The sequence below is a fragment of the Leisingera sp. ANG-Vp genome (genome assembly GCF_000813725.1).
GTDB lineage: Bacteria > Pseudomonadota > Alphaproteobacteria > Rhodobacterales > Rhodobacteraceae > Leisingera.
Map to the genome: position 1 here is coordinate 24,823 of NZ_JWLD01000045.1, position 26,737 is coordinate 51,559.

23 protein-coding genes are annotated in these 26,737 nt (G+C 61.4%); 10 read left to right on the forward strand and 13 right to left on the reverse strand.

Features of this window, described 5'->3' with window-relative positions:
* Nucleotides 1-5 precede the first annotated feature (5 nt).
* The 4 genes from RA20_RS15420 to RA20_RS15435 are packed head-to-tail and all read right to left on the reverse strand — an operon-like array spanning nucleotide 6 to nucleotide 4,375.
* Nucleotides 6-2,183, reverse strand: coding sequence for a xanthine dehydrogenase family protein molybdopterin-binding subunit (locus tag RA20_RS15420; RefSeq protein ID WP_039130606.1), 2,178 nt, complete (start codon nucleotides 2,181-2,183; stop codon nucleotides 6-8).
* 1 nt (nucleotide 2,184) lies between these two features.
* On the reverse strand, nucleotides 2,185-2,646 hold the full coding sequence (locus tag RA20_RS15425; RefSeq protein ID WP_039130608.1) for a (2Fe-2S)-binding protein: 462 nt from the start codon (nucleotides 2,644-2,646) through the stop codon (nucleotides 2,185-2,187).
* Nucleotides 2,647-2,681: 35 nt separating this feature from the next.
* A complete protein-coding gene (locus tag RA20_RS15430) occupies nucleotides 2,682-3,521 on the reverse strand; it encodes an SDR family NAD(P)-dependent oxidoreductase (RefSeq protein WP_039130611.1) in 840 nt (279 codons plus the stop codon).
* A gap of 38 nt (nucleotides 3,522-3,559) precedes the next feature.
* On the reverse strand, nucleotides 3,560-4,375 hold the full coding sequence (locus tag RA20_RS15435) for an SDR family oxidoreductase (protein WP_039130614.1): 816 nt from the start codon (nucleotides 4,373-4,375) through the stop codon (nucleotides 3,560-3,562).
* A 163-nt stretch (nucleotides 4,376-4,538) separates the two neighbouring features.
* On the opposite strand from RA20_RS15435, the gene RA20_RS15440 reads away from it, so the two are divergent.
* On the forward strand, nucleotides 4,539-5,429 hold the full coding sequence (locus tag RA20_RS15440; protein ID WP_039130617.1) for an AraC family transcriptional regulator: 891 nt from the start codon (nucleotides 4,539-4,541) through the stop codon (nucleotides 5,427-5,429).
* A gap of 2 nt (nucleotides 5,430-5,431) precedes the next feature.
* Here RA20_RS15440 and RA20_RS15445 read toward each other — a convergent pair whose 3' ends face one another.
* Nucleotides 5,432-6,583, reverse strand: coding sequence for a GlxA family transcriptional regulator (locus RA20_RS15445; RefSeq protein ID WP_241482267.1), 1,152 nt, complete (start codon nucleotides 6,581-6,583; stop codon nucleotides 5,432-5,434).
* 14 nt (nucleotides 6,584-6,597) lie between these two features.
* On the opposite strand from RA20_RS15445, the gene RA20_RS15450 reads away from it, so the two are divergent.
* From RA20_RS15450 to RA20_RS15465, 4 genes are all read left to right on the forward strand, one after another.
* On the forward strand, nucleotides 6,598-8,487 hold the full coding sequence (locus RA20_RS15450; protein ID WP_241482268.1) for an acetoacetate--CoA ligase: 1,890 nt from the start codon (nucleotides 6,598-6,600) through the stop codon (nucleotides 8,485-8,487).
* A gap of 18 nt (nucleotides 8,488-8,505) precedes the next feature.
* A complete protein-coding gene (locus RA20_RS15455; RefSeq protein WP_039130626.1) occupies nucleotides 8,506-9,423 on the forward strand; it encodes a 3-keto-5-aminohexanoate cleavage protein in 918 nt (305 codons plus the stop codon).
* Between the two features lie 88 nt (nucleotides 9,424-9,511).
* Nucleotides 9,512-10,933 carry a carnitine 3-dehydrogenase gene (locus RA20_RS15460; protein ID WP_039130628.1) on the forward strand — a complete coding sequence of 474 codons (1,422 nt, stop codon included), beginning with the start codon at nucleotides 9,512-9,514 and terminating at the stop codon, nucleotides 10,931-10,933.
* Nucleotides 10,934-11,161: 228 nt separating this feature from the next.
* The gene (locus tag RA20_RS15465; protein WP_039130632.1) at nucleotides 11,162-12,853 is read left to right on the forward strand and encodes a BCCT family transporter; all 1,692 of its coding nucleotides are present in this window, start codon (nucleotides 11,162-11,164) and stop codon (nucleotides 12,851-12,853) included.
* Nucleotides 12,854-12,928: 75 nt separating this feature from the next.
* On the opposite strand, the gene RA20_RS15470 is transcribed toward RA20_RS15465, so the two are convergent.
* Together RA20_RS15470 and RA20_RS15475 are read right to left on the reverse strand one after the other, a co-directional pair.
* The gene (locus tag RA20_RS15470) at nucleotides 12,929-13,273 is read right to left on the reverse strand and encodes a RidA family protein (protein WP_039130634.1); all 345 of its coding nucleotides are present in this window, start codon (nucleotides 13,271-13,273) and stop codon (nucleotides 12,929-12,931) included.
* Between the two features lie 91 nt (nucleotides 13,274-13,364).
* Nucleotides 13,365-14,315 carry a DMT family transporter gene (locus tag RA20_RS15475; RefSeq protein WP_039130636.1) on the reverse strand — a complete coding sequence of 317 codons (951 nt, stop codon included), beginning with the start codon at nucleotides 14,313-14,315 and terminating at the stop codon, nucleotides 13,365-13,367.
* A 103-nt stretch (nucleotides 14,316-14,418) separates the two neighbouring features.
* Between RA20_RS15475 and RA20_RS15480 the strand changes: the two genes are divergently transcribed.
* Nucleotides 14,419-15,357 carry a LysR family transcriptional regulator gene (locus tag RA20_RS15480; RefSeq protein ID WP_082018027.1) on the forward strand — a complete coding sequence of 313 codons (939 nt, stop codon included), beginning with the start codon at nucleotides 14,419-14,421 and terminating at the stop codon, nucleotides 15,355-15,357.
* Here RA20_RS15480 and RA20_RS15485 read toward each other — a convergent pair.
* From RA20_RS15485 to RA20_RS15500, 4 genes are all read right to left on the reverse strand, one after another.
* Nucleotides 15,354-16,739 carry an aldehyde dehydrogenase family protein gene (locus RA20_RS15485; RefSeq protein WP_039130639.1) on the reverse strand — a complete coding sequence of 462 codons (1,386 nt, stop codon included), beginning with the start codon at nucleotides 16,737-16,739 and terminating at the stop codon, nucleotides 15,354-15,356. The two genes, RA20_RS15480 and RA20_RS15485, sit on opposite strands and share 4 nt — an antisense overlap.
* Nucleotides 16,736-18,400 (reverse strand): acetolactate synthase large subunit, encoded by a 1,665-nt coding sequence (locus RA20_RS15490; protein WP_039130642.1) that lies wholly within the window; start codon nucleotides 18,398-18,400, stop codon nucleotides 16,736-16,738. Before RA20_RS15490 ends, RA20_RS15485 begins: the two co-directional genes overlap by 4 nt.
* A gap of 41 nt (nucleotides 18,401-18,441) precedes the next feature.
* A complete protein-coding gene (locus RA20_RS15495) occupies nucleotides 18,442-19,950 on the reverse strand; it encodes an FMN-binding glutamate synthase family protein (protein ID WP_039130643.1) in 1,509 nt (502 codons plus the stop codon).
* Between the two features lie 930 nt (nucleotides 19,951-20,880).
* The gene (locus tag RA20_RS15500) at nucleotides 20,881-21,768 is read right to left on the reverse strand and encodes a LysR family transcriptional regulator (protein WP_039130645.1); all 888 of its coding nucleotides are present in this window, start codon (nucleotides 21,766-21,768) and stop codon (nucleotides 20,881-20,883) included.
* 94 nt (nucleotides 21,769-21,862) lie between these two features.
* Here RA20_RS15500 and RA20_RS15505 point away from each other — a divergent pair, with 94 nt between their 5' ends.
* From RA20_RS15505 to RA20_RS25090, 4 genes are read left to right on the forward strand one after another with little or no spacing between them, the layout of a single operon-like run.
* Nucleotides 21,863-22,720, forward strand: a complete 858-nt coding sequence (locus RA20_RS15505; RefSeq protein ID WP_039130648.1) for an MBL fold metallo-hydrolase — start codon at nucleotides 21,863-21,865, stop codon at nucleotides 22,718-22,720.
* A 59-nt stretch (nucleotides 22,721-22,779) separates the two neighbouring features.
* Nucleotides 22,780-23,241: a cupin domain-containing protein gene (locus RA20_RS15510; RefSeq protein WP_039130652.1), complete on the forward strand. Its 462-nt coding sequence runs from the start codon at nucleotides 22,780-22,782 to the stop codon at nucleotides 23,239-23,241.
* Between the two features lie 23 nt (nucleotides 23,242-23,264).
* On the forward strand, nucleotides 23,265-24,143 hold the full coding sequence (locus RA20_RS24705; RefSeq protein ID WP_241482269.1) for an MBL fold metallo-hydrolase: 879 nt from the start codon (nucleotides 23,265-23,267) through the stop codon (nucleotides 24,141-24,143).
* A 49-nt stretch (nucleotides 24,144-24,192) separates the two neighbouring features.
* Nucleotides 24,193-24,840: a glutathione S-transferase N-terminal domain-containing protein gene (locus tag RA20_RS25090; protein WP_193748851.1), complete on the forward strand. Its 648-nt coding sequence runs from the start codon at nucleotides 24,193-24,195 to the stop codon at nucleotides 24,838-24,840.
* On the opposite strand, the gene RA20_RS25425 is transcribed toward RA20_RS25090, so the two are convergent.
* The gene (locus RA20_RS25425; RefSeq protein ID WP_206540113.1) at nucleotides 24,736-25,497 is read right to left on the reverse strand and encodes a hypothetical protein; all 762 of its coding nucleotides are present in this window, start codon (nucleotides 25,495-25,497) and stop codon (nucleotides 24,736-24,738) included. The two genes, RA20_RS25090 and RA20_RS25425, sit on opposite strands and share 105 nt — an antisense overlap.
* Entirely contained in the window at nucleotides 25,494-26,564 is a 1,071-nt protein-coding gene (locus RA20_RS15530) for a GSCFA domain-containing protein (protein ID WP_039130659.1), read from the reverse strand. Before RA20_RS15530 ends, RA20_RS25425 begins: the two co-directional genes overlap by 4 nt.
* Nucleotides 26,565-26,737: the final 173 nt, after the last annotated feature.

Below are 26,737 nucleotides of genomic sequence, written 5' to 3' on the forward strand. Positions count from 1 at the left end.
GGCAGTCAGGCGAAGCTGACACCGCTGTTGATCATCGGCAGTTCCGTCACCCGCGGGCCGGAGACCGCAATGGCATTGGCCAGCGCCGGAGCCGAGGGCGGCGTGCCGGGCTCACCAACGCCCGAGGGCGCCTCGGCGGAGGGCACGATATGCACCTCGATGGCGTTGATATCGCCGATCCGCAGCGGCTCGTAATCCGGGAAGTTGAATTGGTCGACAACGCCTTCGGTCAGGGTGATTTCATTCCGCATCACATGGCCGATGCCATAGCCGATGCCGCCTTCCATCTGCGCCTTGACCACATCCGGGTTGACCGCAAGGCCGCAGTCCACCGCGCAGGTGACCTTCTCGACCTGCACCCCGTCTTCGGCGTTGCCTGAGATTTCAACCACCTCGGCGACATAGCTGCCAAAGCTCTTGTGGACGGCAATGCCCTGGCTGCGGCCTTCAGGCGCGTTGCCCCAGCTGCCCTTTTCGGCAGCCAGTTTCAGCACGCCTGCCAGACGCTGCTGGTCCTTGCCGCCGCCTTCCAGCAGAGCCAGGCGGAACTCAACCGGGTCGCGTCCTGCAGCGCGGGCAGCCTCATCCATCATGGTCTCCATCACATAGGCCGTGTGGGTGTGCCCGACCGAGCGCCACCACAGAACAGTGGTGGCCTTGGCCACATCGGTGAGGCCGACGAACTGGCCTGGAATCCGGTAGGGTGAATCCGCTGTGCCCTCGACCGAGCTGTGATCGACGCCGTTATGCACGATCATTGGCTCAAAGGCGGTGCCTTTCATGATCGACTGCGCCGCGACGCGATGGTCCCAGCCGGTGATATTGCCATCGGCGTCCAGGCCCACGCGCACCTTATGCGCCACTGCCGGGCGGTAATAGCCGCCGGTGATGTCATCTTCGCGCGACCAGACCAGCTTGACGGGGCGGGTGCGGTCGGTGAGGGCAAAGGCCAGCGCTGCCTCGACCTGATAATCGGCCGTGGGCGTTGCGCGGCGGCCAAAGGAGCCGCCTGCAAACATCGTGTTGATGCGGATCTTCTCCATCGGCAGCTGGAAGATCTCGGCCATTGCGAAATGCGGACCCGTCGGGATCTGGGCGCCATCATGCAGGGTGACACCGCCGTCCTCGTCGGCCTCGATGGTGCAGGTAAGCGGTTCCATCGGCGCATGCGCCAAAAGCGGGAAGTAGAAGGTCTGCTCGACCACCTTGTCCGCGCCGTCGATCAGGGCTGCGGTGGCGGTTTGGTCGGCGCCGTTGACGTTATACTCAGGCGCGCTGTTCACTGCGGCCAGCAGTTCATCGCGGACCTGGTCCGAACTGCGGGTCTCGGCACCCGAGAAATCCCAGTCCACGGCAATCGCCTCGCGCGCCTGGAAGGCCGCCCAAGTGTTTTCGGCATAGACCGCAACGCCCGCCTTGTTGGGCAGAACCGCGGCACGGATGTAGCCTTTGACCTCCTTGGCATCCGCATCGTCAAACCCGGCAGCCAGGCCGCCCATACGCGGGCTGCGGATAATCACCGCAACCATCTGGTTCGGCAGATGCAGGTCCATGGCGTATTTCGCAGTGCCGTTGGTTTTGGGCGGGGAATCCTTGCGTTTGACTGAGGCGTTGCCGATCAGTCGGAACTCGCTGGGGTCCTTCAGCCGCGGCTCAGCCGGGGCCTCCATCTGCGCAGCTGCGCCCACGAAATCCGCAATCGGCGCCGCGTGGCCTGCGCCCTTGATGATGCCGTCTTCGATGGTCAGCGCGCTGGTGTCCGCCCCCCAGGCTTCGGCAGCGGCTTTGATCAGCATCTCGCGGGCGGCGGCGCCGGCCTGACGGTACTGCATGAAAGAGTTGGCCATCGCGGTAGAGCCGCCGGTGCCCTGGAACTGGCCAAACGCCAGGTTGGCATAGCGCGAGGGGTCGGAGGGGGCGAATTCGTACTGGATGTCCTCCATAGACACACCCAGTTCTTCGGCGATCAAGGTGCTGAGGCCGGTGGCCGGGCCCTGGCCCTTTTCAAAGTGCTTGACGATGGCGGTGACGGTGCCGTCCGCGTCGATTTTCACAAAGGGGTTCAGCTGTGCAGGCGCAGAGCCCGCGGCCAACGCTCCATCCGGACGGGCGCCAACGTAAAGAACGGCAGCAGCGGCGGCGGCGGTTTTCAGGAAACCGCGGCGGGAGGTGTTCAGGGTCATTTCAGGCCTCCATCATGTCGGATGCGCGCTGGATCGCGGCGCGGATGCGCTGGTAGGTGGCGCAGCGGCAGGCATTGCCGTTCATGTAATCGTCGATTTCCTCAACGGTGGGCTTGGGGTTCCCGGTCAGCAGCCCCACCGCGGACATGATCTGCCCCGATTGGCAGTAGCCGCATTGCACCACGTCCAGCTCGACCCAGGCCGCCTGCACTGCCTGCGCGGCCTTGGAGTTCAGGCCTTCGATGGTGGTGATCTCGGCACCTTCCGCGTCTTCGACATAGGTCTGGCAGGAGCGCACGGGCTCGCCGTCCAGATGCACGGTGCAGGCGCCGCAGGATGCAACGCCGCAGCCGAACTTGGTGCCGGTGAGCTTCAGTTCATCCCGGATCACCCACAACAGCGGGGTTCCGGGTTCGGCGTCGACTTCGTGCGTCTGGCCGTTGAGTTTCAAAGATATTGCCATGGCTGTGGGGCCTCCCCTTGGCTGGATAGTCGTGTTCAGGATTGTTCGAATTTGGCAAAGGCATCGGCGTAATCGGGATGCCAGCGCGACAGGGCCGGACGGTTCTCCAGGATATCGCCCAGAGCCCAGGTGACCCGGCGCTTGTCGCGTTCTTGCGTGACGTCGTTGTCCGGGCAGAGAATGTAGAAATCACCCGCCTCCATCCGGTTCAGAAGGTGGTCCACGGTTTGTTCCGGAGTCCAAGCTGCGGCGGGTTTTTCGGGCATGAAGCGTGCAATTATGCCTGTGTAGGTGAATCCGGGCACAAACAGATGCGCAGAGATCGGCGCCTCTGCCTGGCGCAGGTCATGGGCCAGCATTTCGCTCAGCACCTTCACCCCAGCCTTGGAGACATTGTAACCGGGGTTGCCGGGTGGGGTGGTGATGCCCTGTTTGGAACCGGTGTTGATGACCGTGGCGGGGCGCGCGGCGGCGATCATCCGAGGCAGGAATGCCTGCACACCGTTCAGCACGCCGAACAGATTCACCTCGATCATCGCGCGCCAGGCGTCCGGGTCTTCCCAGCTGCCCGTGGGGCGGGCAATGCCTGCGTTGTTCATCAGCACTGCCACTTCGCCAGCATCAAAGGCCGCATCCGCCAGTGCCTGAACCGAAGCCGCATCGCTGACGTCCGCGGGTACTGCCAGAACCGGCGTGCCGGGTGGGGCGATGCCGCGCAGTTTCTCTGCTGCTTGATCCAGCGCTTCACCCGGAAGGTCAGCGAGGACAACGCCCAAACCGCCTTGCGCGAACCGCTGGGCGGCGGCAAAGCCAACGCCGCTGGCACCGCCGGTCACAACCGCCAGCCCGCCTGCTGCAAGTGCTTGTCCATACATGATCTTCCCTCCCTGTCTTGACGTTTGGACGGGTCTGATTACAGCCCCATGCCGGCCTTGATGCCGCCGATGAAGGTCTCATCATCCTGCGTCTTGCGCGCGCTCAGCAGTGCTTCGGCATCAGCCCCGGCGCGGTAGCGCAGCTGGGATGTGCCGTCCGTGACTGCGGTCCGTATCACCTCTGCCACCAGTTCCGGCTCAGATGCCTGCGCGCCGAATGTGCCCATTGCCGCCTGCATTCCCGCAACAACAGGCATGTACTCGGGCATGCTCTCATCCACGGCAAAGTCAAAAGAACGGCCGCCGAAATCGGTGTTGATCATGCCGGGTTCGACGATCTTGACCTTCACGCCGACGGCCTCAAGCTCATAGTGCAGGGCTTCGGACAGGCCTTCGACGGCAAACTTAGTGCCATGATACAGGGTGCCCAGCGGGAAGGTCATCTGGCCGCCGATCGAGGAGATATTGACGATGGTTCCGGATTTCTGCGCCCGCATGTGCGGCAGCACTGCCTTGGTCACCGCCAGCAGGCCGATCACATTGGTAGCGAACTGACGCTCGATCCGCTCCATCGGGAAGGCTTCCAGCGGACCATAGGCGCCGTAGCCTGCATTGTTCAGCAGCACGTCGATCCGGCCATAGGTACTAAGGGCCAGGTCCACAGCCTTTGCAATGGTCCCGGGCTTGGTCACATCCAGCGCCGCAACCAGAACATTCGCCCGCTCCGCCAGATCCTCGGCATCCTCGGGGTTGCGCATAGTGGCAACGACGTTCCAGCCGCCATCGGCAAACAGGCGGGCGGTGGCTTTGCCAATCCCTGACGAAGCTCCGGTGATGAGAATGGTTTGCGGCATAGTCCTGGCTCCAGTCGTTCCGTTGCACCCAAGGTAGAGCCCAGCGGGCCGTTCCCCGTGCCCGATCCTCCGGATGATCTGCCTGATCCTCCGAAGCTTCGGGATTTGAGGTTCTGTGCCGCCGCGGCAGCGTTTATAAGCCAAGGCAACAGGAGGAACGCCGATGGTACCCCAGGATCTGATCTCCGAAGTCGCCGGCTTTGTCCGCGCCCGCGGCGGGCTTGAAACCGGCTGTGAAACCGGGGTCGATGGGCTGTTTGCCTTTTGCAGCGAGAAGCGGACTGAATTTCAGGCGATGATCTACGAGCCGATCATGTGCCTGGTCCTGCAAGGCGCCAAGGAGGCGCATCTGGAGGACCGGGTGATCCGCTACGGAGCCGGCAAGTCGCTCATCGTCAGCCATGCCCTTCCGGTCACAGCTGGGGTGATCGATGCGTCGCCAGAAACTCCCTATGTGTCGCTGGCGCTGAAACTGGACCTGGTCACCGTGCGCAGTCTATATGACGAAATCGGCGCGGCAGATGGGCAGGAGCGGGCCTCGCATTCGATGAGCGTCGCGGATGGTGACGCAGAACTGTTCGACGCCGTGGCGCGGCTGTTCCGCCTGGCCAAGGATCCAGTAGAGGTGCAGGCGCTGGCGCCGCTGGTGCTGAAAGAGATTCATTTCCGCCTGCTGCGCGCTCAGCACGGAGGCATGCTGCGCCAGCTCTTGCTGCACGAAAGCCCGGCCAGCCGGATTTCCAAGGCCATCACCATGATCCGGGAGGGTTACAAAGCCACGCTGCCGGTGTCTGAACTGGCTGCGGCGGCGGGGATGAGCCAATCGACGTTTCATGAGCACTTTAAGGCGCTGACGTCCAGCACGCCGCTTCAGTACCAAAAGGAGCTGCGGCTGATGGAAGCGCGCAGGTTGCTGATGAGTGGCGGAAAATCGGTTGCCTCCGCGGCCTACGACGTGGGCTATGAGAGCCCCACCCAGTTCAGCCGGGAATATGCCCGCAAATTCGGGGTGTCTCCGCGGGACGAAAAGCCTGCCGCTGCGGCGGCATCCTAACCTCAGCCAGTGCTGCGGGCAGTTTTCATCCAGGGTTTTTCCTGTACGCGCGCCTCGCGAAGGGTCCGGCCATAAAGCCCGCTGAACGACCGGCCCAGCGACGAAGCCGAAGAGAAACCGCACCTGAGTGCAATCTGCTCCAGACTCAGGTGAGTTTCTTCTGACAGGTAGCGGGCATGCTGGAGCCGCAGCATCTTGTAATATCTCCCAGGTGTCATGCCCAATTCACGTTGAAAGGCTCGCGTCAGGGTGCGCTCTGAAAGAGATACCCGGTCTGCCAGTTCCGCTGTGGTTATTGGCGTTTCGATGTTCTCCGCCATCAGGTTGGCGGCCATCAGGATTTTGGGCGAACCTTTCTGTTCCAGCCGTGCCGCGCCGCGGTTCAATTCTGATTGTCGCGACGGATCATAGACGAACATCGTCGATGCGCCGAACGCAGCAGCAGACCCGTAGAGATCCTGAATCAGGCTCAGCATCAGATCCAAGGCCGTGCTGGCGCCGCCGCAGGTTACAAACGGGCCCGACCTCACATACCGTGCGGTGGAGACATCCACTTTGGGAAAGGTTTCGCTAAAGGCCTCTAGTTCCTGCCAGTGGATCGTGGCGGTGTGCCCGTCCAGCACGCCTGCTGCAGCCAGCAGCCAGGCAGAGGTGTCGAGGCCAATAACCAGCCTTGCCTGCCGGGTGGCCGCCCTGAGTCTGGTCAGAAGTGCAGGAGTCACCTGTTCGCGCACATGGTAGCCGGCAACAAGCACCAGATTCCGGTTGCCTGCACGTTCGTCAAAGGTAACGTCCGGCGTGATCTGCAGCCCGCTGGAACTGGTGACTGGCGCACCGTCCAAAGTACTGACCCGCCAAGCTGCAGTCTCCTGGCCGGCGTTCATCCGCACATCCCGCAACGGTTCCATCGCACTGGCCAGAACCATGTTTGAAAACCCGTCGAACAGCAGGAACTCGAAGATTGGTGAAGAAATTGACGGCATCTGCACATTATTTGGCCAAAACTGTATAAGCGCAAGTTCCTTTCCTGGGCTAATCACCGCATTAGTCAAAACTTTTGACAGCCCGTTGACGCCGAACCGAACACCGCTCTCTAGCCACTGATGTATCCATGACAACTGCTCGCCTTCTCTGGCAGCCGGATCTTTCGGCACGCCGCAAACCGCTTATGTCCGACTTTCATGCCCAGGCTGAGGCCGCCGCAGGCCGTAGTTTTGCGGATCATGCGAAGCTGCATGAATGGTCGGTGGATCATGCAGCCGATTTCTGGCCGCTGGCCTGGGATTTCTGCGGGCTGGAAGGGGACAAGGGCAGTGTCGCCTTGGAGCCGGATACCGATCCGATGAAAGTGCGGTTCTTCCCTGAAGCGCGCCTCAACATCGTTGAGACCTTTCTAAAGAACGCCGACGGCCGGGAGGCAATTGTTTTCATCGGCGAGGATGGCCGCCGCACGGCCTGGACCCGCGCGGAGCTGAAGCGCGAAGTCGAACAGCTGGCAGCGGCGCTGCGCGCTGCCGGGATTGAGGAAGGTGACCACGTTGCCGGCTATGTGCCAAACATGCCGCAGGCTGTGGCGGCGATGCTGGCCACGGCTTCGCTGGGGGCGGTCTGGTCCTCCTGTGCACCGGAGAGCGGGCCGGATGTGGTGGTCGACCGGTTCGGCCAGATCGCGCCCAAGCTGATGTTTGCGGCGGACGGTTACTTCTACAATGGCAAGGTTTTTGGCACCCGCGATGCGATTGCCGAGGTTGCCGCGCGTGTTCCGTCAATCGAGCAGATTGTGGTCTGGCCCTATGCGGGCGGGGCTGAGGATCTGCCGGACGGCATGACTGCCTATGAGGCCTTCAAACTTGACGATGCCCCGGCGCTGGACTGCCGCCCTATGGGATTTCGCGATCCGCTCTATGTGATGTTCTCCTCCGGCACCACTGGCAAGCCCAAGTGCATCGAGCATTCCGGCGGCGGCACCCTGCTGCGGATGCTGGTGGAACAGCAGTTGCACTGCGATCTGCGCCCGGGCGACCGGATGTTCTATTACACCACTTGCAATTGGATGATGTGGAACTGGCAAGTGGCGGCGCTGGCGTCCGAGGCCGCGATTGTGCTGTTTGACGGCAATCCGATGTTTCCCGGGATCAGCCGCCTGTTCGATCTGGCAGAGGCTGAGAAGGTGACTCATTTTGGCATTTCCGCGAAATACATTGACGCGTCTCTGAAGCGCCGGAACCGGCCCATGGAAACCCGCGATCTGAACGGTTTGCGCGTTGTGCTGTCGACCGGGTCGCCGCTTTCGCCTGAGGGCTTTGCCCATGTCTATGCTGACTGGAAGGCGGAAGTGCAGCTGGCCTCGATCTGCGGCGGCACCGATATTCTGGGCTGCTTCATCGGCGGCTGCCCGGTACTGCCGGTGCACCAGGGTGAAATCCAGGCGCCGATGCTGGGACTGGATGTGGCCACCCTGAACGATCAGGGCGACCCGGTGGAAGGCGCCGCGGGCGAGCTGGTCTGCCGCAACGCGCATCCGTCTATGCCAACGCGGTTCCTGAACGATCCGGAGAATACCCGCTACCGCTCCAGCTATTTCGAGACCTACCCGAACATCTGGCGGCAGGGGGATTTCACCATCCGCACGGAGCACGGCGGCTATGTCGTTCTGGGCCGCTCGGACGCGACCCTGAACCCAGGCGGCGTGCGGATCGGCACGGCCGAGATCTACCGGCAGCTCGACAAGATTGACGAGGTCTCGGACGCGGTGGTTGTGGGCCAGAACTTCGACAACGACGTGCGGGTGGTTCTGTTCGTGCAAACCGCAGACGGAACTGTGCTGGACGATGCACTAACCATCCGTGTCAAAACGGAAATCCGCAAGAACGCGTCGCCGCGCCATGTACCGGCTAAGATCATCTCTGTCGCTGACATTCCGCGCACCAAATCCGGCAAAACCGCCGAGCTGGCGGTGCGCGATGTGGTGAACAAACAACCCGTCCGAAACCTCTCCGGCCTCGCGAACCCGCAGGCGCTGGAGCTGTTTGCGGATCACCCCGAACTGCAAGCTTAACTCAAAAAGAGCGAACCCATGCCCCTGACCATGAACCGTGAAGTCTTCATCACCGCCGCCGTGACCGGCTCGGGCGGCACCCAGGACAAATCTCCCCATGTGCCGCGCTCGCCCAAGCAGATTGCCGAGTCTGCAATCGAAGCAGCCAAGGCCGGCGCTGCTGTGGTGCATTGCCATGTCCGCGACCCGGAGACCGGGGCGCCGTCCCGGAAGCTTGAGTATTACCGGGAACTTACCGACCGCATCCGCGATTCCGAGGTGGACGTGGTGCTGAACCTGACCGCGGGCATGGGCGGCGACATCGTCTTTGGCGGCGTAGAAAACCCGTTCCCGGTCAACGAAGCGGCCACCGACATGATCGGTGCCACCGAGCGGATGGCCCATATCGCGGAATGCCTTCCGGAAATCTGCACCCTGGACTGCGGCACCATGAACTTTGCCGAAGCCGACTACGTCATGACAAACTTCCCGGGCATGCTGCGCGCGATGGGCCAGATGATGACCGATCTGGGCGTGAAGCCGGAGATCGAGGCGTTCGACACCGGCCATCTGTGGTTTGCCAAGCAATTGGTAAAAGAGGGAATTCTGGAGCCGAACGCGCTGGTGCAATTGTGCATGGGGGTGCCGTGGGGGGCGCCGAACGACCTCAACACCTTTATGGCGATGGTTAACAATGTGCCGTCGGACTGGACCTGGTCGGCGTTTTCGCTGGGCCGTGATCAGATGCCATATGCCGCGCAGTCGGTGCTGGCGGGCGGCAACGTGCGGGTTGGCCTGGAAGACAACCTGTTCCTGGAGAAGGGCGTGCTGGCCACCAACGCGCAGCTTGTGGAACGCGCGGTGGGCGTGATCGAGGGCATGGGCGCCAAGATCATCGGCCCCGACGCAGTCCGCGAAAAGCTGGGCCTGACCAAGCGCGCGCCGGTGGCGAAATAAGCTGAAACCCGGGGGTGCCATGTGTGCACCCCCCGTACACCCTCCGTGCATCAGCGGGTGCACTGGTCTGGCGATCAGAGGATAGATCATGAAAACAGCAGCAATCATCGGCGGCGGCGTCATCGGCGGGGGCTGGGCCGCGCGGTTCCTTCTGAACGGCTGGAATGTGCGGGTCTTCGACCCGGACCCGGAAGCGGAACGCAAGATCGGCGAAGTGCTGGCCAATGCCCGCCGCGCGCTGCCGTCTCTGTATGACAAGGCGCTGCCGGCCGAAGGTGAGCTAACCTTCCATGCAGACATGGCAGAGGCTGTGGCAGAGGCAGCCTGGATCCAGGAAAGCGTGCCGGAGCGGCTGGACCTGAAACACAAGATCCATGCACAGATCCAGGAGCACGCGCCCGCAAGCGCTGTGATTGGCTCCTCAACCTCGGGCTTCAAACCATCGGAGCTGAACGAGCAGGGCGCCCGCGCCGTTGTGGCGCATCCTTTCAATCCGGTCTACCTGCTGCCGCTGGTCGAGCTGGTGGGCGATGCGGACACTTGTGCGCAAGCCTCGGACCTGCTGCGTGAAGTCGGCATGTACCCGCTGACCGTGCGCAAGGAGATCGACGCGCATATTGCCGACCGTCTGCTGGAAGCGGTCTGGCGCGAGGGCCTATGGCTGATCAAGGACGGCATCTGCACCACCGAGGAGCTGGACGAGTCCATCCGCATGGGCTTTGGCCTCAGGTGGGCGCAGATGGGCCTGTTCGAGACCTACCGGATTGCCGGCGGCGAAGCGGGCATGAAGCATTTCATGGCGCAGTTCGGCCCGGCGCTGGAATGGCCCTGGACCAAGCTGATGGATGTGCCGGAGTTCACTGATGAGCTGGTGGACCTGATCGCGGGCCAGTCGGATGCGCAGTCCGGCCATCTGTCGATCCGTGAGCTGGAGCGCCTGCGCGATGACAATCTGGTCGGCATGATGCGGGCGCTGAAGAAATCCGGCAGCGGAGCAGGCGGTGTCATCAACACCCACGAGGCAACGCTGCCTGCGCCGGACGCGGTAGAGCTGCCGGTCACTGTCAGCCGCCCGGTTCCGCAAAGCTGGACCGACTACAATGGCCACATGAACGAGGCGCATTATACCGAGGCCTCGGCCCAGGCGACCGACCGCTTCATGGAGATGATCGGCGCTGATGCGGAATACATCGCCGCAGGCGGCAGCTATTTCACCGTCGAGAACCACGTGCGCTTCCTGGATGAGCTGCACGAGGGCGACGCGCTGACTGTCACCACCCAGGTGCTGCAGGGCGAAGGCAAGAAGATGCATCTGTTCCACCGCCTGCACGGCCCGGAAGGCAAGCTGGCGGCAACTGTGGAAACGCTGCTGCTGCATATGGATCTGAATGCGCGCGGCACGTCGCTGCCTTCGCAGGACGTGGCGGACAAACTGGCAAGCTACGCAGCTGCGCACGCAGGCATGCCGCTGCCGGAGGGCGCGGGGCGCCACGTCGGCCAGCGCGGCTGAGCTCGGGGCCGGCGGGTTTGCGGCCCGCCGGAACTTCCCCGCTGCGGGCTGGATCTCCTCCCCGATTCCAGCCCGCATTTTCGCGGCCGGTTCCGCCGGCTGCCCGGGGGGGCATTTCCGGAAAGCATGGCAAGAGGGAGGGCTTCATCCCGCCTTGGCAGACCGGGCAGCTTTGCCGGAGCGGAGGACTCCGGAGAGCTATTTGCATAGGGACAAAGGGAGGACCAAATGTCTGAAAGCAATTCCAACAGCCACCTGGTGGCAAAGTCCGGTTTCTTTACCGGCCTGCACCCGGGAATGGGTATGGCAGCTAAGGCGATGATTGCCGCCTTTGTGATTTTCACCGTTTTGAACGTCGAATTTGCGGGCGGGTTGTACAAGTCGGTCCGCAGCTGGATCGAAGGCGGCTTGAGCTGGTATTACATCTCGGTTCTGGCCGGGATCATGTTCTTCTGCTTCTTCCTGATGTTCTCGAAGTTCGGCAGCCTGCGGCTGGGCGACGATGATGCGCGCCCCGAGTTCAGCAACTTCAGCTGGTTTGCGATGCTGTTCTCGGCGGGTATCGGCATCGGCATCCTGTTCTTTGGCGTTGCCGAGCCAATTTTTTACTTCGACAACTCGGCCGTCTGGGGTTATCCGAACAACCCCCATGCCGAGATGGCAGGCCATTCGGAAATGAACATGCAGCGCGCCATTGACGCGATGCGGGTGACTTATTTCCATTGGGGGTTCCACGGCTGGGCTTTGTACGTGATCGTGGGCCTGTGCCTGGCCTATTTCGGTTTCCGCAAGAAGCTGCCGCTGACCATGCGTTCGGCGCTGTATCCGCTGATCGGGGAAAAGATCTATGGCCCCTGGGGGCATATGGTGGACCTGCTGGCGGTGTTCGGCTCGGTGTTCGGCATCGCAACCTCGCTGGGCCTGGGCACCAGCCAGATGGCGACCGGTCTCAACGTGCTGTTCGGTCTGGAGCCGACGCTGACGCTGAAGATCGTGCTGATCGTCATTGTGACCATCATAGCCACCATCTCGACCGTGTCGGGCGTGGGCAAAGGCATCCGCATCATTTCCGAATGGAACATCTGGCTGTCGATGTTCCTGCTGATGGCCTTTGTGGTGATCGGCCCGCTGAAATGGCTGCTGGGCTTCTATGTGACCACCCTAGGCGATTATATCTGGAACTTCATCCCGATGGGTTTCTGGACCGCCAGCTCGGAAGAGAACATCGCCTGGCAGGGCGGCTGGACCATCTTCTACTGGGGCTGGTGGATTGCCTGGGCGCCGATGGTGGGCATGTTCATCGCCCGCATCTCGCGCGGCCGCACCATCCGGGAGTTCATGGTGGGCGTGCTGTTTGTGCCGACCGCGATTGCCTTCTTCTGGCTGTGCATGTTCGGCGGCAACGCCATCTGGCAGGAGCTGAACATGGCCGGCGGCCCGGCCGCCGAAGGCGGTGCGGGCGTGATCCAGACGGTGCGTGACTGGGACCTGCCTGCGGCGCTTTACGGAACCATCGGCAATCTGGGCGCCACTTCCTGGCTGGGGGATCTGAGCTGGACCGCCTGGCCGCTGTCGGCGCTGGCAACTTTGCTGCTATTCTCGTGGTTTGTAACCTCGGCGGACTCGGGCACGCTGGTGATCACCACCATGCTGTCGATGGGCGATGACAACCCGCCGAAGAAGTTCCGCATCATCTGGGGTGCCGGCATCGGTGCCACTGCGATTGTGCTCTTGATGGCAGGCGGGCTTGGCGCGCTGCAAACCGCGTCGATTGCGGCGGCCTTCCCGATTTCCTTTGTGATCATCGGGATGACGCTGGGGCTGTACCGGTCGCTGAAAACCGATCCGTCGGCCGCGCCGATTGGCAAGGACGCCGCTGCGCCGGATGGCACCCGCATGTCGCAGGATCTGCACGCCTGAAGCGGGGCGAACTGGTGAAAAGAAATGCGCCGGGCTGTTGAGGCCCGGCGCAGTTTTTTATTGTTCTCAGAAAAATCAGTCGCAGGCGGCGGTGACGATGATTTCGACCTTCAGGATTTCACGTGCCAGTTTGGCTTCGCCGCAGGCGCGGGCCGGGGCGTGGCCTTCGGGAACCCAGGCGTTCCAGACCTCGTTCAGCTCGGCGAAGTAGGACATGTCGGACAGCCAGATCACGGTCTGCAGCAGGCGGGTTTTATCGCTGCCGGCCTCTTCCAGCAAGGCGTCGACTTTGGCGAGGATCTCGCGGGTCTGGTCGGCGGCGGTTTCGGCTTCAGACACTTGGCCGCTGAGATACACAACGCCGTTGTGCTTGACGATTTTGCTGGAGCGGGCGGTGGTGCCGATACGGGTGATGGTCATGGGAAAATGCCTCATTTGTGCAGGGATGAGGCGGTCATAGCGGTTGCGGCGCGGTGCGGAAAGGCCGAAACGGCACCGCGTACGGAAGGGTTCACGGTGCTGCTGTTTCTTTGGATCGGCCGGGCTTCAGGACCAGCAGTCCGGCGGCGGCGATCAGCATCATGCCGGCGATCTGAGGGAAGGACAGCGCTGTGCCGAAGAGGTGAATGTCCCAGGCTGCCGCAAAGGCCAGGTAGCTGTATTCAAAGGTCGAAATGACGGAGGGCGGTGCTGTGCGGTAGGCCCCGGCCAGCATCATGCCGATTGCAACGGCAAATGCTGCCAGCAAAATCAGAACCATCCAATCCGCGGCGGAGACCGGTGCCCACAGGCCGAAGATATAAGGGTAGCTGTCAAAAAACCCGTCTTGAGGTTGCAGCCACAAAAGCCCTGCGCTGACTGCCAGGCCTGCGGCCAGCATGACCAGGTTCTGCGACAGTGCCAGTGCCGATAAAGGGATGCCCTGGCATCTGGTGCGGGTGGTGATATGCGCCAGCGCATAGAATGCGGCACCGCAGATTGGCAGTATGGCCCAGATGGAAAAGGCATCGGTGCCGGGCTGCAGCAGGACGATCACGCCGGCAAACCCGATTATAACGCCAACCCAGCCGCGCACACCGGGCGGTTCAGCAATGGCATAGGCGGACAGCAGGGTGACAAAGACCGGTGCGATATAGTTTGCCGCTCCGACCGTCGACAAGCTGAGAAAGGGCAGCGCAGCGTAGAATGCCAGGAAGGTTGTTGTAATGAGCAGGGCCCGCAGCATCGCCCATTTGCTGAGGGCAAGCCGCAAAACGCTGCCCTGCCGCCGCCGGAACCGGCCAATCGTGAGCAGCAGCGGCACCGCCAGCAGACCGCGCAGCGCAAAAATCTGCCATAGGGTCAGCTGACTGCTGAACAGTTTGAATACAACATCCTGAACTGAAATGAGAAAAGCTGCCGCAAGGATCATCGCGACACCGCGCAGCAGATTCTGCGGCCGTGCTCCCGTGAGTTCCGTCATGGCTGCCCCTGTTTGACTGCTGTTTGCAGGGAAACAGCTATCGAGCCGGACGGTTTTTGAGAACTCCTTGCAAACTGAACTGGTTGTTTAATATTTCTAAATAATGCAACGAACACCTGTTAATGGAATTGAAGTTTTCCTGACCATTGTTCGCGAGGGTTCCTTGCGGGCGGCGGCCAAAGCTTTGGGAGTGGGTGCGCCGGCGGTGAGCCTGCAGCTGAAAGCTTTGGAAGAGCGGCTGGGAGTGGATCTGCTGTTCCGGACCACCCGCAGTATCGAGCTGACTGAGGCGGGCCGGGTTCTGTTCGACGCGGCGGCGCCGGCCTACCGCGACATGGGCTATGCGGTGAAGAAAGCGCAGGAAATGGCCAAGTCCACAACTGGGACCCTGCGGCTCAGCATGTCACGCGGGGCATATATGACGGCGGTAACACCAGTTCTGAACGCTTTTCTGGTGCAGAACCCGGGCATCAAACTGGATATCTCATGGAGCGAGGAACTGGCGGATATCGTGCGCGACGGATTTCATGCCGGGATCCGGCAGGGCGACATTCTGGCGCCGGACATGATTGCGGTCAGGGTGACGGACCCGCTGGTGCCGGCCTTCTTTGCGGCACCTGAGTACCTCAGGATACATGGCCGGCCCCGGCATCCGCGTGATCTGCTGGCGCATCCTTGCATCCGCTACCGGATGCCCACGTCGGGGCAGATCAAGGAGTGGCGGGTTCTGGAGAATGGTCAGGAGAAACGGATCGATCCGCCGATGCGGCTGAGCTTCGATACGGTCATTGGCGTGATCCAGGCCGCGCGGGAGGGGCACGGCATCGGCTGGTCGCTGCGTGCCACGATGGCGGATTATCTGGAGACCGGGGAACTGGAGACGGTTCTGGACGAATACACTGCCAGCCTGCCGCCGTTTTACCTGTATTTTCCAAAGCAAAACAGCCGGCTGGAGTGCCTGCGCCTGTTCATAGACTGCCTGAAGGCGCACCGCGGGAAGGGGGCAGCCCAAGGCTTTGGGCTGCCCGCCCCGGAGCGCTAGAGTTTGATCACCGCCATCTTGTCCTGGGTCATGTCATGCATGGTGTAGCCGATGCCGCCGGTGTTGTAGCCGGACTGGCGGCGGCCGGCGAAAGGCATCCAATCAACGCGGAAGGCGGTGTGGTCGTTGACCATCACCGCGGTGGCGTCGAGCTGACGGACGGCCTGCATGGCGGTGTCCAGGCTTTTGGTGAAGACTGCGGCCTGGAATGCAAAAGGCAGGCTGTTTGCAGTTTCAAAGGCGTCTTCGATGCCGGCGGTGCTGTAGACGCAGATCACCGGGCCGAAGATCTCAAGCTGCGAAACCCGCGCGTCTGCGGGCGGGTCCAGCAGTACGGTAGGGGCATAGGTGGTCTCGCCCAGGCGTTTGCCCCCCGACAGAAGCTTGGCGCCGCCGTCGACGGCTTCCTGCACCCATTCTTCGACCCGGTCGACCTCGCCGGGGCGGATCAGCGGGCCGCATTCGGTTGCGGGGTCGGTGGCGTCACCGACTTTCAGTGCTTTTGCCGTTTCTGCCAGTTTCTGCGCAATCTCTTCGGCCTTGGCGGCGGGGGCGAACACCCGCTGCACCGAGACACAGACCTGGCCGGAGTGGTAGAAGCCGCCCTTGGCCAAGGCCGGGATCATGGCGTCAATGTCGGCATCCTCGCCGACGATAACCGGGGCTGCACCGCCGTGTTCCAGCGCGCAGCGGGTGCCGGGAGCGAGCTTGGAGCGGAGCATCCAGCCAACGCGGGCGGAGCCGATGAAGGAGAAGAAGCCAACCCGCGCATCGGTGATCATCTGCTCGGCCACTTCATTGCTGCAGACCACCGGGCGGCACCAGTCCTGCGGCAGTCCGGCCTCATGCAGCATGGCAACAAAGGCCTGGCACGACAACGGCGTATCCATTGCAGGCTTCACAATCACCGGGCAGCCAGTGGCTACGGCGGGCGCCACCTGATGCACGATCAGGTTCAGCGGGTGGTTGAAGGCGCTGGCGGCCACCACTACGCCGATCGGCTCGCGCTGGGTAAAGGCGATCCGGCCGGCACCCGCGGTGGTCAGGTCCATCGGGATTTCCTTGCCCGCCATCTGGCCGATTTCATGCACGCAAAGCTCCACCCCGTCGATGGCGCGCTTGACCTCGACCCTGGCGTCGACCAGCGGCTTGCCGCCTTCGCTGGCGATCAGCAGCGCAAGCTCGTCAAAGCGCGCTTCCATCAGGCGGGCGGTTTTCTTGAGGATTTCGATACGCTGATAGGCAGGCAGCCAGGCGCCGCGCCGGCGGTAGAGCCCATGCGCGGTGTCCAGCATTGCGTCGATCTGCTCCCACGTGCTGGTCTCGACTGTGCCGATGCGTTCCAGGCTGTAGGGGTTCACGACTTCCACGGTCTTGCTCATATCAGGCACACCTTTGCTGCCAGTTCATCAATCAGGACGCGCTGATTTTCGCTGTAATCGACAGGGACATCAATCAGATGCACGCCGCCTGCGGCAAAGGCTTTCTCGAAGGTCGGCGCGAGGTCTTCGGTTCGCTCGATCCGGTGGCCGGTAGCGCCGTAGCTGTTTGCGTATTGCACAAAATCCGGGTTGTTGAACTCCAGCCCCCAGTCGTCAAAGCCTGCGTGCGACTGCTTCCAGCGGATCATGCCGTAAGAGCTGTCGTTCAGCACCGTGACGACCAGGTTGAGGCCCAGCCGGACAGCGGTTTCCAGCTCCTGGCTGTTCATCATAAAGCCGCCGTCGCCGCAGATCGCCATCACCCGGCGGTTGGGATAAAGCTTGGCCGCCATCATCGCCGAAGGGAGCCCTGCGCCCATTGTCGCCAAGGCGTTGTCCAGCAGCACGGTGTTGGGCTGATAGGCCTTGTAATTCCGGGCGTACCAGATCTTGTAGATGCCATTGTCGAGCGCGATGATATCGCAGTCCGCCATCACCTTGCGGGTGTCCGCGACCAGCCGCTGCGGAATGATCGGAAAGCGGGGATCTTCCGAGCCTTCGGAGGTGTGTTTCTCAGTCTCCTGCTTGATGCGCTGGAAGTAGCCGCGGTCGAAATCCAAGGGACCGCCTAGGATTTCACCCAGGCGGGTGATGGATTGAGCGAGGTCGCCGACCACCTCGACCTGCGGGAAGTAAACCTGGTCGACCTGGGCGGCCTTGTAGTTCACATGGATGACCTTGGTGCCGCCCTCCTCCATGAAGAAGGGCGGTTTTTCGACCACGTCGTGGCCAACGTTGATGATCAGGTCGGCGCGGTCGATGGCGCAGTGCAGGTAGTCACCGTCCGACAGCGCCGCGGTGCCCAGGAACAGGTCGGAACGTTCGTCAATCACGCCCTTGCCCATCTGGGTGTTGAAGAAGGGGATCTGCGTCGCCTCGGCAAAGGCGCTGAGGGCGGAACGGGCATCTTTGCGGTTGGCGCCTGCGCCCAGCAGCAAGAGCGGCATCCTTGCGTTGCGGATCAGTTCGGCAGCCTCGTTCAGCACCGTGTCGCCTGCCACCGCGTAGTGGCGGGGGTGGGGCTGCAGGACGGGTTCGTCGGTGTCTTCTGCGGCGATGTCTTCGGGCAGTTCCAGCAGAACCGCGCCGGGGCGTTCCTCTTCGGCCACGCGGAAAGCCTCGCGGATCAGGGCGGGGATGGTGTTGCCGTGCACGATCTGCTTGGACATCTTGCAGATCGGGGCGAACAGACCGACCACGTCGATGATCTGGAACTGGCCCTGCTTCGATTTCTTGATCGGCTTCTGGCCTGTGATCATGATCAGCGGCATGCCTCCAAGATGGGCATAGGCTGCGGGGGTCGCAAAGTTGGTGGCACCAGGGCCGAGTGTGGCCATGCAGACGCCGGCCTTGCCGGTGAGGCGGCCATAGGTGGCGGCCATGAAGGCCGCGCCCTGTTCGTGGCGGGTCAGAACCAGCTCGATTTTCGAGGGGCGCAGGGATTCCAGCACGTCCAGGTTTTCCTCGCCCGGGACGGCAAAGATGTAGTCTACGCCTTCGGCCTCAAGGGCGGCGACGAGGAGGTCGGAGGCTTTGACGGCAGCGGAACGGGTGTCAGGCATGGGGGCTCCTGTTCAATAAATTTGTGAGTTCTGAGAAGAGGTTATTCGGCGGCTTGCTGCTGCTCGGGCTCGGGATACAACTCGTCCATCGAGACCGAGCGGCCGTTGTCGAGCACGATCCGCGCGTGGTAGCGTTTCAGCAGGCGCGGCTCAGCGGCGCCGCAGCTGTGGGCGATGATGCCGACCTCCTTTTTCATGTTCTTGGCGTAATAGGCGACGCGTTCGGACTTGCTGGCCGGATCCAGGCCGAATTGCAGCTTGGGGTCATGGGTGGTGATGCCGGTGGGGCAGGTGTTCTTGTTGCACTGCAGGGCCTGGATACAGCCCAGGGCAAACATGAAGCCGCGGGCGGAGTTCACGAAATCGGCTCCGGCGCAGAAGGCCCAGGCGACTTCTGACGGGTTGATCAGTTTGCCGCTGGCGCAGACCTTGATGCGGTCGCGCAAACCGTGCCGTTTCAGGATGTCAACGGCGAGGGGAAGGCTCTCGCGCAGGGGCATGCCCATATTGTCGATCAGGCTCATCGGAGCGGCGCCAGTGCCGCCGTCCGCGCTGTCGATGGTGATGAAGTCCGGGGCGCTTTTGGGGCCGCGTTTGAGAATTTCCCGGCACAGGCTGTCGAGGAAACCATAGGCGCCGATTACGGTCTTGAAGCCCACCGGTTTGCCGGTCACGTCACGGACATAGGCGATCATGTCCAACAGGTCGGCGACGCTGTCGACTTCCGGGTGGCGGTTGGGGCTGATTGCGTCCTGGCCAGGTTTCAGGCCGCGGATTTCTGCAATTTCCTCGGTCACTTTGGCGCCAGGCAGGATGCCGCCTTTGCCGGGCTTGGCGCCCTGGCTGAGTTTAATCTCAAACATCCGGACGTTGTCGTGCCCTGCGACCTTGCGCAGCTTGTCCTCGTCAAAGCCGCCCTCGGGTTTGCGCACGCCGAACTTGCCGGTGCCGATCTGGAACACAATGTCGGCACCGCTTTCCAGATGGTAGGGAGAGAGGCCGCCCTCGCCGGTGTTGATCCAGATGCCTGCTTTCTTGGCGCCTTGCGAGAGCGCGCGCACGGCAGGGACCGAAATGGCGCCGTAGCTCATGCCGGAAATGTTGAAAAAGGAATCCGTGGAGTAAGGGTGCCGCGTGTAGGGGCCGATGGTGACGGCAGAGGGTTCTTTGGCGTCCTGTTCCAGTGTGGGAAAGGGACAGTTCACAAAATAGACGGTGCCGGTCGGGCGCAGGTCCCGGGTGGAGCCGAAGGCAACTGTGGAATCCACATTCTTAGCCGCGCGGTAGGCCCAGGAGCGTTCGGCGCGGTTGAAAGGCATTTCCTCGCGGTCCAGGGCAAAGAAATACTGCCGGAAGAACTCACCCATATGCTCGAAGAAGTAGCGGAAGCGTGCAACCACCGGATAGTTCCGGCGCAGGGTGCTTTCGGTCTGGGTCTTGTCGCGGATGTAGATAATCACCAGCCACAGGATGCCGGCACCAACTGCAAAGATAAATGCATAAGACAAGAGTTCGAGCAGCGCGAGAACCGTGCTTGATATCTGGGACATGTTTTCCGTCGCTCCTTCATGGGCTTGACTGGACGGTCTGCGCCGTCTTTCTGGCTTCAATCTGTTTAGAATGCGCACGGTGCGCAGATATTGCATTCACGGGCGGATCACATCCTGCGGAGCAGTGCACCGGCGGCAGAACTAGGAAGAACCTGCCGCGTAAGGTCTGCAGGCAGGCGCAGGGGAAACTGTGGCGCGGCGCCGATTGCGCAAGACCGCGTTTCGATTGTGCGTGAGTGCTGCGGATGTGTCCAGCCAGACCAGGCCGGGAGGAAAGGGTGCAAAGTCCGGCTTGCGTGAAGGACGCATCCGGAACAGCCGCAATGGCGGCAGGCTTGACAGGGTCATGTAGTGCTCTGGCTGTGTTTGCCTGATAGCTAGTGCAATTTGCCATGACGTTTGATTATGGAATGTATAACCGATCGCCGTTTGCCGCTGACCTGCCGAAACCGGCAGATGTCGGACCCGTGAAATAACTGCCATTGATGGGGGTTTTCTGCCATTCCAACACGAGATTATTTGCCATTGACCGAGCTTCGGCTGGTGGTTTTGTTTTAAAACAATGGCTTAGCAAAAGTTACTTTTAGCCCACTGCGTAGGCTTTGTTCACCAGCGTTGGTCAGCGCCTCCTGTTGACAGAAGCGGCCGTATTGAGCAGGTCTGAAGCTCAAACCTGGCCAGGTTCTTTCCTCCATTTTCCCGAGCGCACTGTGTGTAATCGGGAGCTAGACGGCGCTGCGCGCCGGGAAAGGGCCAGCTATGTCCAAGATCAAGTTCATCGAAGCAGAGTTCCACAATGCCGACAAAGACCGGCGGGCAATACGGTATCGCCTGCAGCGGTTCCTGAAAACGCGCCGCGCCCTCGAGAGGGGTAGCTATGGCAAGAGAGTGCTGTGTCCGCCGGGGGCTTTATAGCCCTTGCACAGCCTGTCATGGCTTCATCTTCAGCCGCAGATGCTGCAAAAACAGGCTGACTCGGCGGGGCTGAAAGGCTCTGTTTGGATAGACTGCAAACACGCCCACATCCGGGAAACGAGCATCCAGAGTTACTGGGCTAAGAAATCCGGCTTCGACCAGGTCTGCAGCCATGATTTCCGGGAGGAGCCCGATCCCCATGCCCCTGACCAGGGCGTCGCGGTAGATATGGGTCTGGTTCATCACCAGCCGCCAGGGCTGGCGCAGCTTCTGCACGCCGGTTTGAGTGACCAGGGGCCAGCTGTCTCCGAAACGGGATCCACCGAAGACAAGGCAGGCGTGGCTGCCGAGATCCGAAACGCCCGCGGGTGTTCCGTTCTTCGTCAGATATGAGGGCGCGGCAAACAGGCCCAGGCGGGTGTTTGAAAGTTTGGAAACGATCAGGGAGCTGTCTTCAAGAGAAATCGCCAGCCGCACTGCAAGATCCACATTGGCGCTGACGAAATCGGTCTGGGCATTGTCGATGACCAGATCGAACAGCACCTCAGGGTATTGCGCCTGAAAGCTTTCGACCGCGTCCAGCAGCAGCGAACCCAGCCCCTCAGGTGCGGCCAGCCGGATGATGCCCGCGGGTCGGCTGCCCTGTTGGTCCGCAACCTCCTGCTCTAGGGCATCCAGCTGTTCGAGCATGGCTTTGCAGCCATGATAATACCGCTGCCCGGCTTCGGTGACCTCCATTGAACGGGTCGTGCGGTTGATCAAGCGCTGGTCCAGCGTCGCCTCCAGATCCGCCACATGGCGGCCGACCATCGCCGGGGTGACATTCTGATCCGCAGCGGCGGCGGCAAAGCTGCCCAATTCGACCACACGGGCGAAGACCGCCATTTTCCGCAGCTTATCCATTCGATACCTTTTGTACCTTCTGATCTTATTTCAGCTACAATTATCACATCTTAGGTCATGGATATATTGCCTTCAGCAAAAGGAGGCCCATCCCATGAAACGTATTCTTGCAGCCCTTGCCGCGGCAGCCGCCTTCAGCGGCGCAGCATTCGCCGCAGATGATGAAATGAAACCTGTCATGACCAAGCTGAAGGACGGGGTCTATCAGTTCCACATGGCGCATTACTCTAGCCTGGTTGTCATCACCGAAGAGGGCGTTCTGGTGGTCGACCCGAACCAGGAATTCCGCGCCGAAGCGATGCGGGCGGAGATCTCCAAGCTGACCGATCAGCCGGTGGTCAAGGTGCTGTACTCGCATCCGCATTTTGACCACTCGCGCGGGGGCCGGCTGTTCAAGGACGAAGGTGCGGAGTTCATCACCCACGCGGGCTGCACTGAGTTGCTGAGCCGTGACCTGGAAAACCGGGTGGTGCAGCCGGACGTGACCTACGAGGGCGATGCACACCGGATCGAGCTCGGCGGCAAAGTGGTCGAAATGCGCTATTTCGGTGCCAATGACGGCCAGTGCAACAGCGCCATTTACATGCCTGACGACAAGGTTCTGATGGCGGTGGACTGGCATCTGCAGGGCTTTGTGAACATGCCCGGACGCCTGAACACGCATGACTACGTCGGCTCGCTCAACACCCTGCGCCGGGTCACCGCCGAGCTGGATTTCGACACTGTTATCTCGGGTCACATGCACGAGTCTTCGCCCGAACAGCTGGCCGAGGACCTGGCCTTCAACGAGGCGCTGTTCAAGGCGGTCTGGGAAGGCATGCAGGCCGGCAGAACGGTCGAAGAGCTGAAAGAAACGGTCAAACTGCCGGAGTTCAGCCACTGGCACATGTACGAGCAGAACCTGCCCGCCCATGTGGAGCGCATGGCCTATTCGATCTGGCACGGCCAGTAACCCCCGCGGCCCGGGCGGCATTCCCGCCCGTGCCCATCCCGCCATTCAGGAGGCCAGTCATGTCCCGAAAAACCGAAACCACCACCAAAAAGACAGTCGTCAGCGGCTGGCACGAGGGCCGGAAGTACTTCATGGCGCCGGATGAATATACTTCGGTCGCGGCCGGCAAGGACGACACCGGATCGGACTACGTCTTCGGCGCAGGCGAGATCGCGCCGGGCAACTGTATTCCGGACCATTACCACAAATGGGAGGATCAGACCTTCCACATCATCGAAGGCGAGCTTGAGGTCAAAATCGGCGACAAGGTGTTCCAGGCAGGCCCCGGCGCCAGCATCCAATGCCCGCGCGGCACCTCCCACTATATGAAGAATACCGGTGGCAAGACGGCGAAGATCATCAGCTACATCTTCCCCGGAGACTGGGCCGAGGACTTCATGGCCGAAACCTCCCGCCAGAATGAAACCGGAGAGCGTGATCTGAAGCTGATCGAAGAGCGCTTTGGTGTGGTCTACCTCTGAGGTGTGCCGAAAGGGAAATGAACATGAAACGGACAATCACCGTATTGGCCGCAGGCCTTGCTGCAGCCAATATTATAGCCGCTAGCACATTGGCTGAAGAAACTGCGGTCAAAACCCAGAAGCTCGATGAACACGTCTATGCGATGAGCTTCGGGCATTACACCAGCCTTGTTGTTCAGGGGGCCGAGGGCGTACTGTTGGTGGATCCGGCCAATCCTTACCGCGCGTCGCTCTTACGTGCAGAGATCGCCCGGCTGACCGATCTGCCGGTCACCCGGATTGTGATGACCCACGAGCATTTCGACCATATCGGCGGCACCGAAGTGTTTCCCGGCGCGGAAGTCATTGCGCATGAGAATATCGACATGTTCTTTGACCAGGACCCGCTCGGCCTGACGCCGGGCAAGGTGGATGTGACCTATGAAGACCGCATGAGCATCGGCATGGGCACCACTAATGTTGATCTGCTGCATTTCGGCCCGGCAGACGGGGTCGCGGTTTCAGTGATCCACTTGCCGCAGGAACGGATCGCCGTCACGGCCGACATGTATCTGGATGGCGCGCTGACGCCGGGCTGGGCCCTGACTGACACCAACCTGCTGGGCTCGCGCCAGATTTTGAACACGCTGGACGGCTGGGCGCTGAAGCATGCGGTGAACACGCATTCGCACAACACCGATCCGGCGCTGCTTTCAGCCGCAGCCGAATTTTACAACGACCTCTATGATGCGGTCTTTCCTGTGGTCGAACAGGTGAACCGGGAGAACCCGGCCGGATCGGTTCAGGCGGTGCTGGAACTGAGCAGGACGCTGGAGCTGCCCGAATATGCCGACTGGGGCAATTACGAAGACCTGCCGGATTATGTGGTGAAAATGGGTTTTGCGCTGATTCATGGGGGCTGATCAGCCCCGACTGTTACCTCAACCCGTCCCGATGAACTGGAGATCCCCCGTGAAACTGCATGTCTTTGAAACTTGCCCATTCTGCCTGCGCGTCCGGATCTTCGCAGAGTTGAAGGGCCTGCCCTTGACCGTCGTACCGATGACTCCCAGGGAGGTCCCGGAACATTTGCGAAAGCGTGTGAGCGAAGCCACCGTACCCATTCTGGAACTCGGCGACGAGGTGCTGCAAAACAGTGCTGAAATCATCCGCCAGCTCGATGCGAAAGGCACGCCGCTCCTGTCCGGCTATCAAACCTCTGCCGCATTTGAGGCATGGCGTGCAAGCATCAGGGCGCCGCTGGATGCACTGTGTTACCCCCGCATGCCGGGTCTCTCTCCCGCCGAATTGGCCAGCCCCGGCGCGCGGCGCTGGTTCGAATCCGAGATGCCAAAGCGGATTGGCATGAGCTTTGCCGAGGCTATGGCGAAGACCGGTCAGCTTACTGGTGAAATTGCAGGGCTCCTGCCCGGTCTGCGGTCTGCTGGCAAGCCTGCAGGCAGCGTGAGGCGGCGGCAATGGACCGCTCCGCCCGAAAGGGTGGAATGGGATGCGTCAGATCTCCCAGGCCTGCCAGCACTGAGCGCCATAGCTGCTGTTCATGTGGAAGACATCGTTTTCGCGATGGGGCTTGTTCAGCTCTTCGCGGAACAGCACTGAGCCGCGCGAGAACTCAGCTTTGGTCATGATGCCCTTTGTGATGGTGTTTCCGGGCTGGCGCAGTACCGAAAAGCCTTCGTTGCGCAGGCGGTCTTCGACTTTGCACATCCTTTCCAGCACATAGTCCTGATCGTTGCTGTCAAGTAGCGGCTGCATCTGCTGCGCGCGCCACTCGATGCTGAACAGGGTCTCGGCATAGAAGGCCTGCCAAGCCAGGAAAATCTCCGCCTCTGAAACTTGCCGCACCAGGCGGGCGCAGTGCATCATCATCGAACTGCTGATCTGCTCCCAGAGCAGATCGTCCAGACAGGCGTCGCTCACAAAGTATGGGGCTTCGGCGTTGCGGGTGCTGGGGGTGGCAAAGTTCTTGTAATTATTGAAGACAGAAACCGGGAACATCCCCATGCCGCAGAGCAGGAACAGGTCGTAGTCCCCGGGGACTACTCCGCGTCCTGTGCCTGAAATCCTGCCGAAGAATTCGGCAGCGGCGGGTTCCTGCGGGATCAGCTGGCCATTCTCAAAGGATAAGGATGCCATACCGTCGGAAAGGGCGCCGAAAAAGTCCGGTGCAAGATCTTTCCGGCCGCCACTTTCTTCCCAGCCGCCTTTCAGGGCTGCAGTGTGCGAGTTTCCCATTACGCAGATCCTGCGGGTCATCGGGAGAAATTCTCCAACAGTATTTCTTCGCAGATAAGAGAATCTTCTTCATCCGCAGGAGCTGCGTTCTGGTCCTGGGCCTGCGGCGCGGGGACTGAGCCGCCGTGCCCGCCAGGGTCATGCTGCGAGAAGAAAGCTTGCATTGCCGTTTCCACCCCGTGGCCGCTGACGCTGCGCTGGTTGGGCTCAAAGAAGATACCGCGGGTGACCGGAGCGGTGATAATTTCGTATGAGGGGAAATAGTCCACATCGCGGTTGGTCTGGAACAATTCACCGGCAACGGCGCGCAGCACGGATTTAGAGTATGTCGAGGCTGCGAGCACATGCTGGCCGGTTGCGGTAGCAGTCAGCGGAACCGGTGACACCGAGACGATGTACTGAGGTGTCTTCGCACGCTCGCGTTTCAGGAGCCGCTTGAACTTGACGAAATCTTGCAGGGTCTCGGAATGGGTGAAGTTCCTGAATTCATAAACCTTGGGATCGAATGTGCCTGCGATCGTGCCTGGTGCCGTTGGAAAGACCGTGCCGCTTTCGCGGTGCTGCCAGCTCTCGGTCAAGCCGAAAGTGAAGACAAAAATGTCCATCTCAAGCAGCATCTGCCGGACACTTTCCAGATGCCGTTTGCGCGCCTCCAGGACTTGTTCAGGATTCTCGAACCCCTCCGGTTCTGCATTCGGCCGCTGTGCATCAAAATACCGTCCATCTCTTTCCCAGACGCGGTCGGAGGGGACCATATGGCCAAAGGCCTCGCGGGCAAGCTGCAGCAGCTGGGCAGCGGTATAGATGTTGCCGTAGCGGCAGCTGTAGATGCCGAACTGGTATTTTCGTGCCAGTTCGGCGCGCATGCCTCTGGGTGCGGGCTCATAATCCGGTACGTTGAATTTCCGCGCCCGCAGATGCCGGGCGATGTGCTGCGCAAAACAGCTGCCCGCTGTCGCGATGGTTTGCGACCGGCGGATGCGGAATTTGCGTTTGTACAGACCCTTGAACTCCAGAGGGTTCTGTTCTGCCACTCCGCTGCGCCAAAACCCGTGCACGGGAACGTTTTCATAAGGTGAACTGCTCATCTTCTGCCTTCTCCGGTAATCCCGAACGATCCGCCGGCCTGCTCTCACTCGTGCCATTTCAACCGGTTGCCCCGCCGGTTGAAGGTGTTTTTCAGCGAGAGTACTGCAGGGTCAGTTCTGCATGCAAGGGACTGAAGGGCAGATCCTGAAGCAGCCTTTTGCCGGTCAGGCCG

Bases quoted from the DNA above. Each gene is read 5' to 3' on its own strand.
- RA20_RS15420 (WP_039130606.1), bottom strand. From the start codon at position 2,183: ATGACCCTGAACACCTCCCGCCGCGGTTTCCTGAAAACCGCCGCCGCC.
- RA20_RS15425 (WP_039130608.1), bottom strand. From the start codon at position 2,646: ATGGCAATATCTTTGAAACTCAACGGCCAGACGCACGAAGTCGACGCC.
- RA20_RS15430 (WP_039130611.1), bottom strand. From the start codon at position 3,521: ATGTATGGACAAGCACTTGCAGCAGGCGGGCTGGCGGTTGTGACCGGC.
- RA20_RS15435 (WP_039130614.1), bottom strand. From the start codon at position 4,375: ATGCCGCAAACCATTCTCATCACCGGAGCTTCGTCAGGGATTGGCAAA.
- RA20_RS15440 (WP_039130617.1), top strand. From the start codon at position 4,539: ATGGTACCCCAGGATCTGATCTCCGAAGTCGCCGGCTTTGTCCGCGCC.
- RA20_RS15450 (WP_241482268.1), top strand. From the start codon at position 6,598: ATGTCCGACTTTCATGCCCAGGCTGAGGCCGCCGCAGGCCGTAGTTTT.
- RA20_RS15455 (WP_039130626.1), top strand. From the start codon at position 8,506: ATGCCCCTGACCATGAACCGTGAAGTCTTCATCACCGCCGCCGTGACC.
- RA20_RS15460 (WP_039130628.1), top strand. From the start codon at position 9,512: ATGAAAACAGCAGCAATCATCGGCGGCGGCGTCATCGGCGGGGGCTGG.
- RA20_RS15465 (WP_039130632.1), top strand. From the start codon at position 11,162: ATGTCTGAAAGCAATTCCAACAGCCACCTGGTGGCAAAGTCCGGTTTC.
- RA20_RS15470 (WP_039130634.1), bottom strand. From the start codon at position 13,273: ATGACCATCACCCGTATCGGCACCACCGCCCGCTCCAGCAAAATCGTC.
- RA20_RS15475 (WP_039130636.1), bottom strand. From the start codon at position 14,315: ATGACGGAACTCACGGGAGCACGGCCGCAGAATCTGCTGCGCGGTGTC.
- RA20_RS15480 (WP_082018027.1), top strand. From the start codon at position 14,419: ATGCAACGAACACCTGTTAATGGAATTGAAGTTTTCCTGACCATTGTT.
- RA20_RS15485 (WP_039130639.1), bottom strand. From the start codon at position 16,739: ATGAGCAAGACCGTGGAAGTCGTGAACCCCTACAGCCTGGAACGCATC.
- RA20_RS15490 (WP_039130642.1), bottom strand. From the start codon at position 18,400: ATGCCTGACACCCGTTCCGCTGCCGTCAAAGCCTCCGACCTCCTCGTC.
- RA20_RS15495 (WP_039130643.1), bottom strand. From the start codon at position 19,950: ATGTCCCAGATATCAAGCACGGTTCTCGCGCTGCTCGAACTCTTGTCT.
- RA20_RS15500 (WP_039130645.1), bottom strand. From the start codon at position 21,768: ATGGATAAGCTGCGGAAAATGGCGGTCTTCGCCCGTGTGGTCGAATTG.
- RA20_RS15505 (WP_039130648.1), top strand. From the start codon at position 21,863: ATGAAACGTATTCTTGCAGCCCTTGCCGCGGCAGCCGCCTTCAGCGGC.
- RA20_RS15510 (WP_039130652.1), top strand. From the start codon at position 22,780: ATGTCCCGAAAAACCGAAACCACCACCAAAAAGACAGTCGTCAGCGGC.
- RA20_RS24705 (WP_241482269.1), top strand. From the start codon at position 23,265: ATGAAACGGACAATCACCGTATTGGCCGCAGGCCTTGCTGCAGCCAAT.
- RA20_RS25425 (WP_206540113.1), bottom strand. From the start codon at position 25,497: ATGACCCGCAGGATCTGCGTAATGGGAAACTCGCACACTGCAGCCCTG.
- RA20_RS15530 (WP_039130659.1), bottom strand. From the start codon at position 26,564: ATGAGCAGTTCACCTTATGAAAACGTTCCCGTGCACGGGTTTTGGCGC.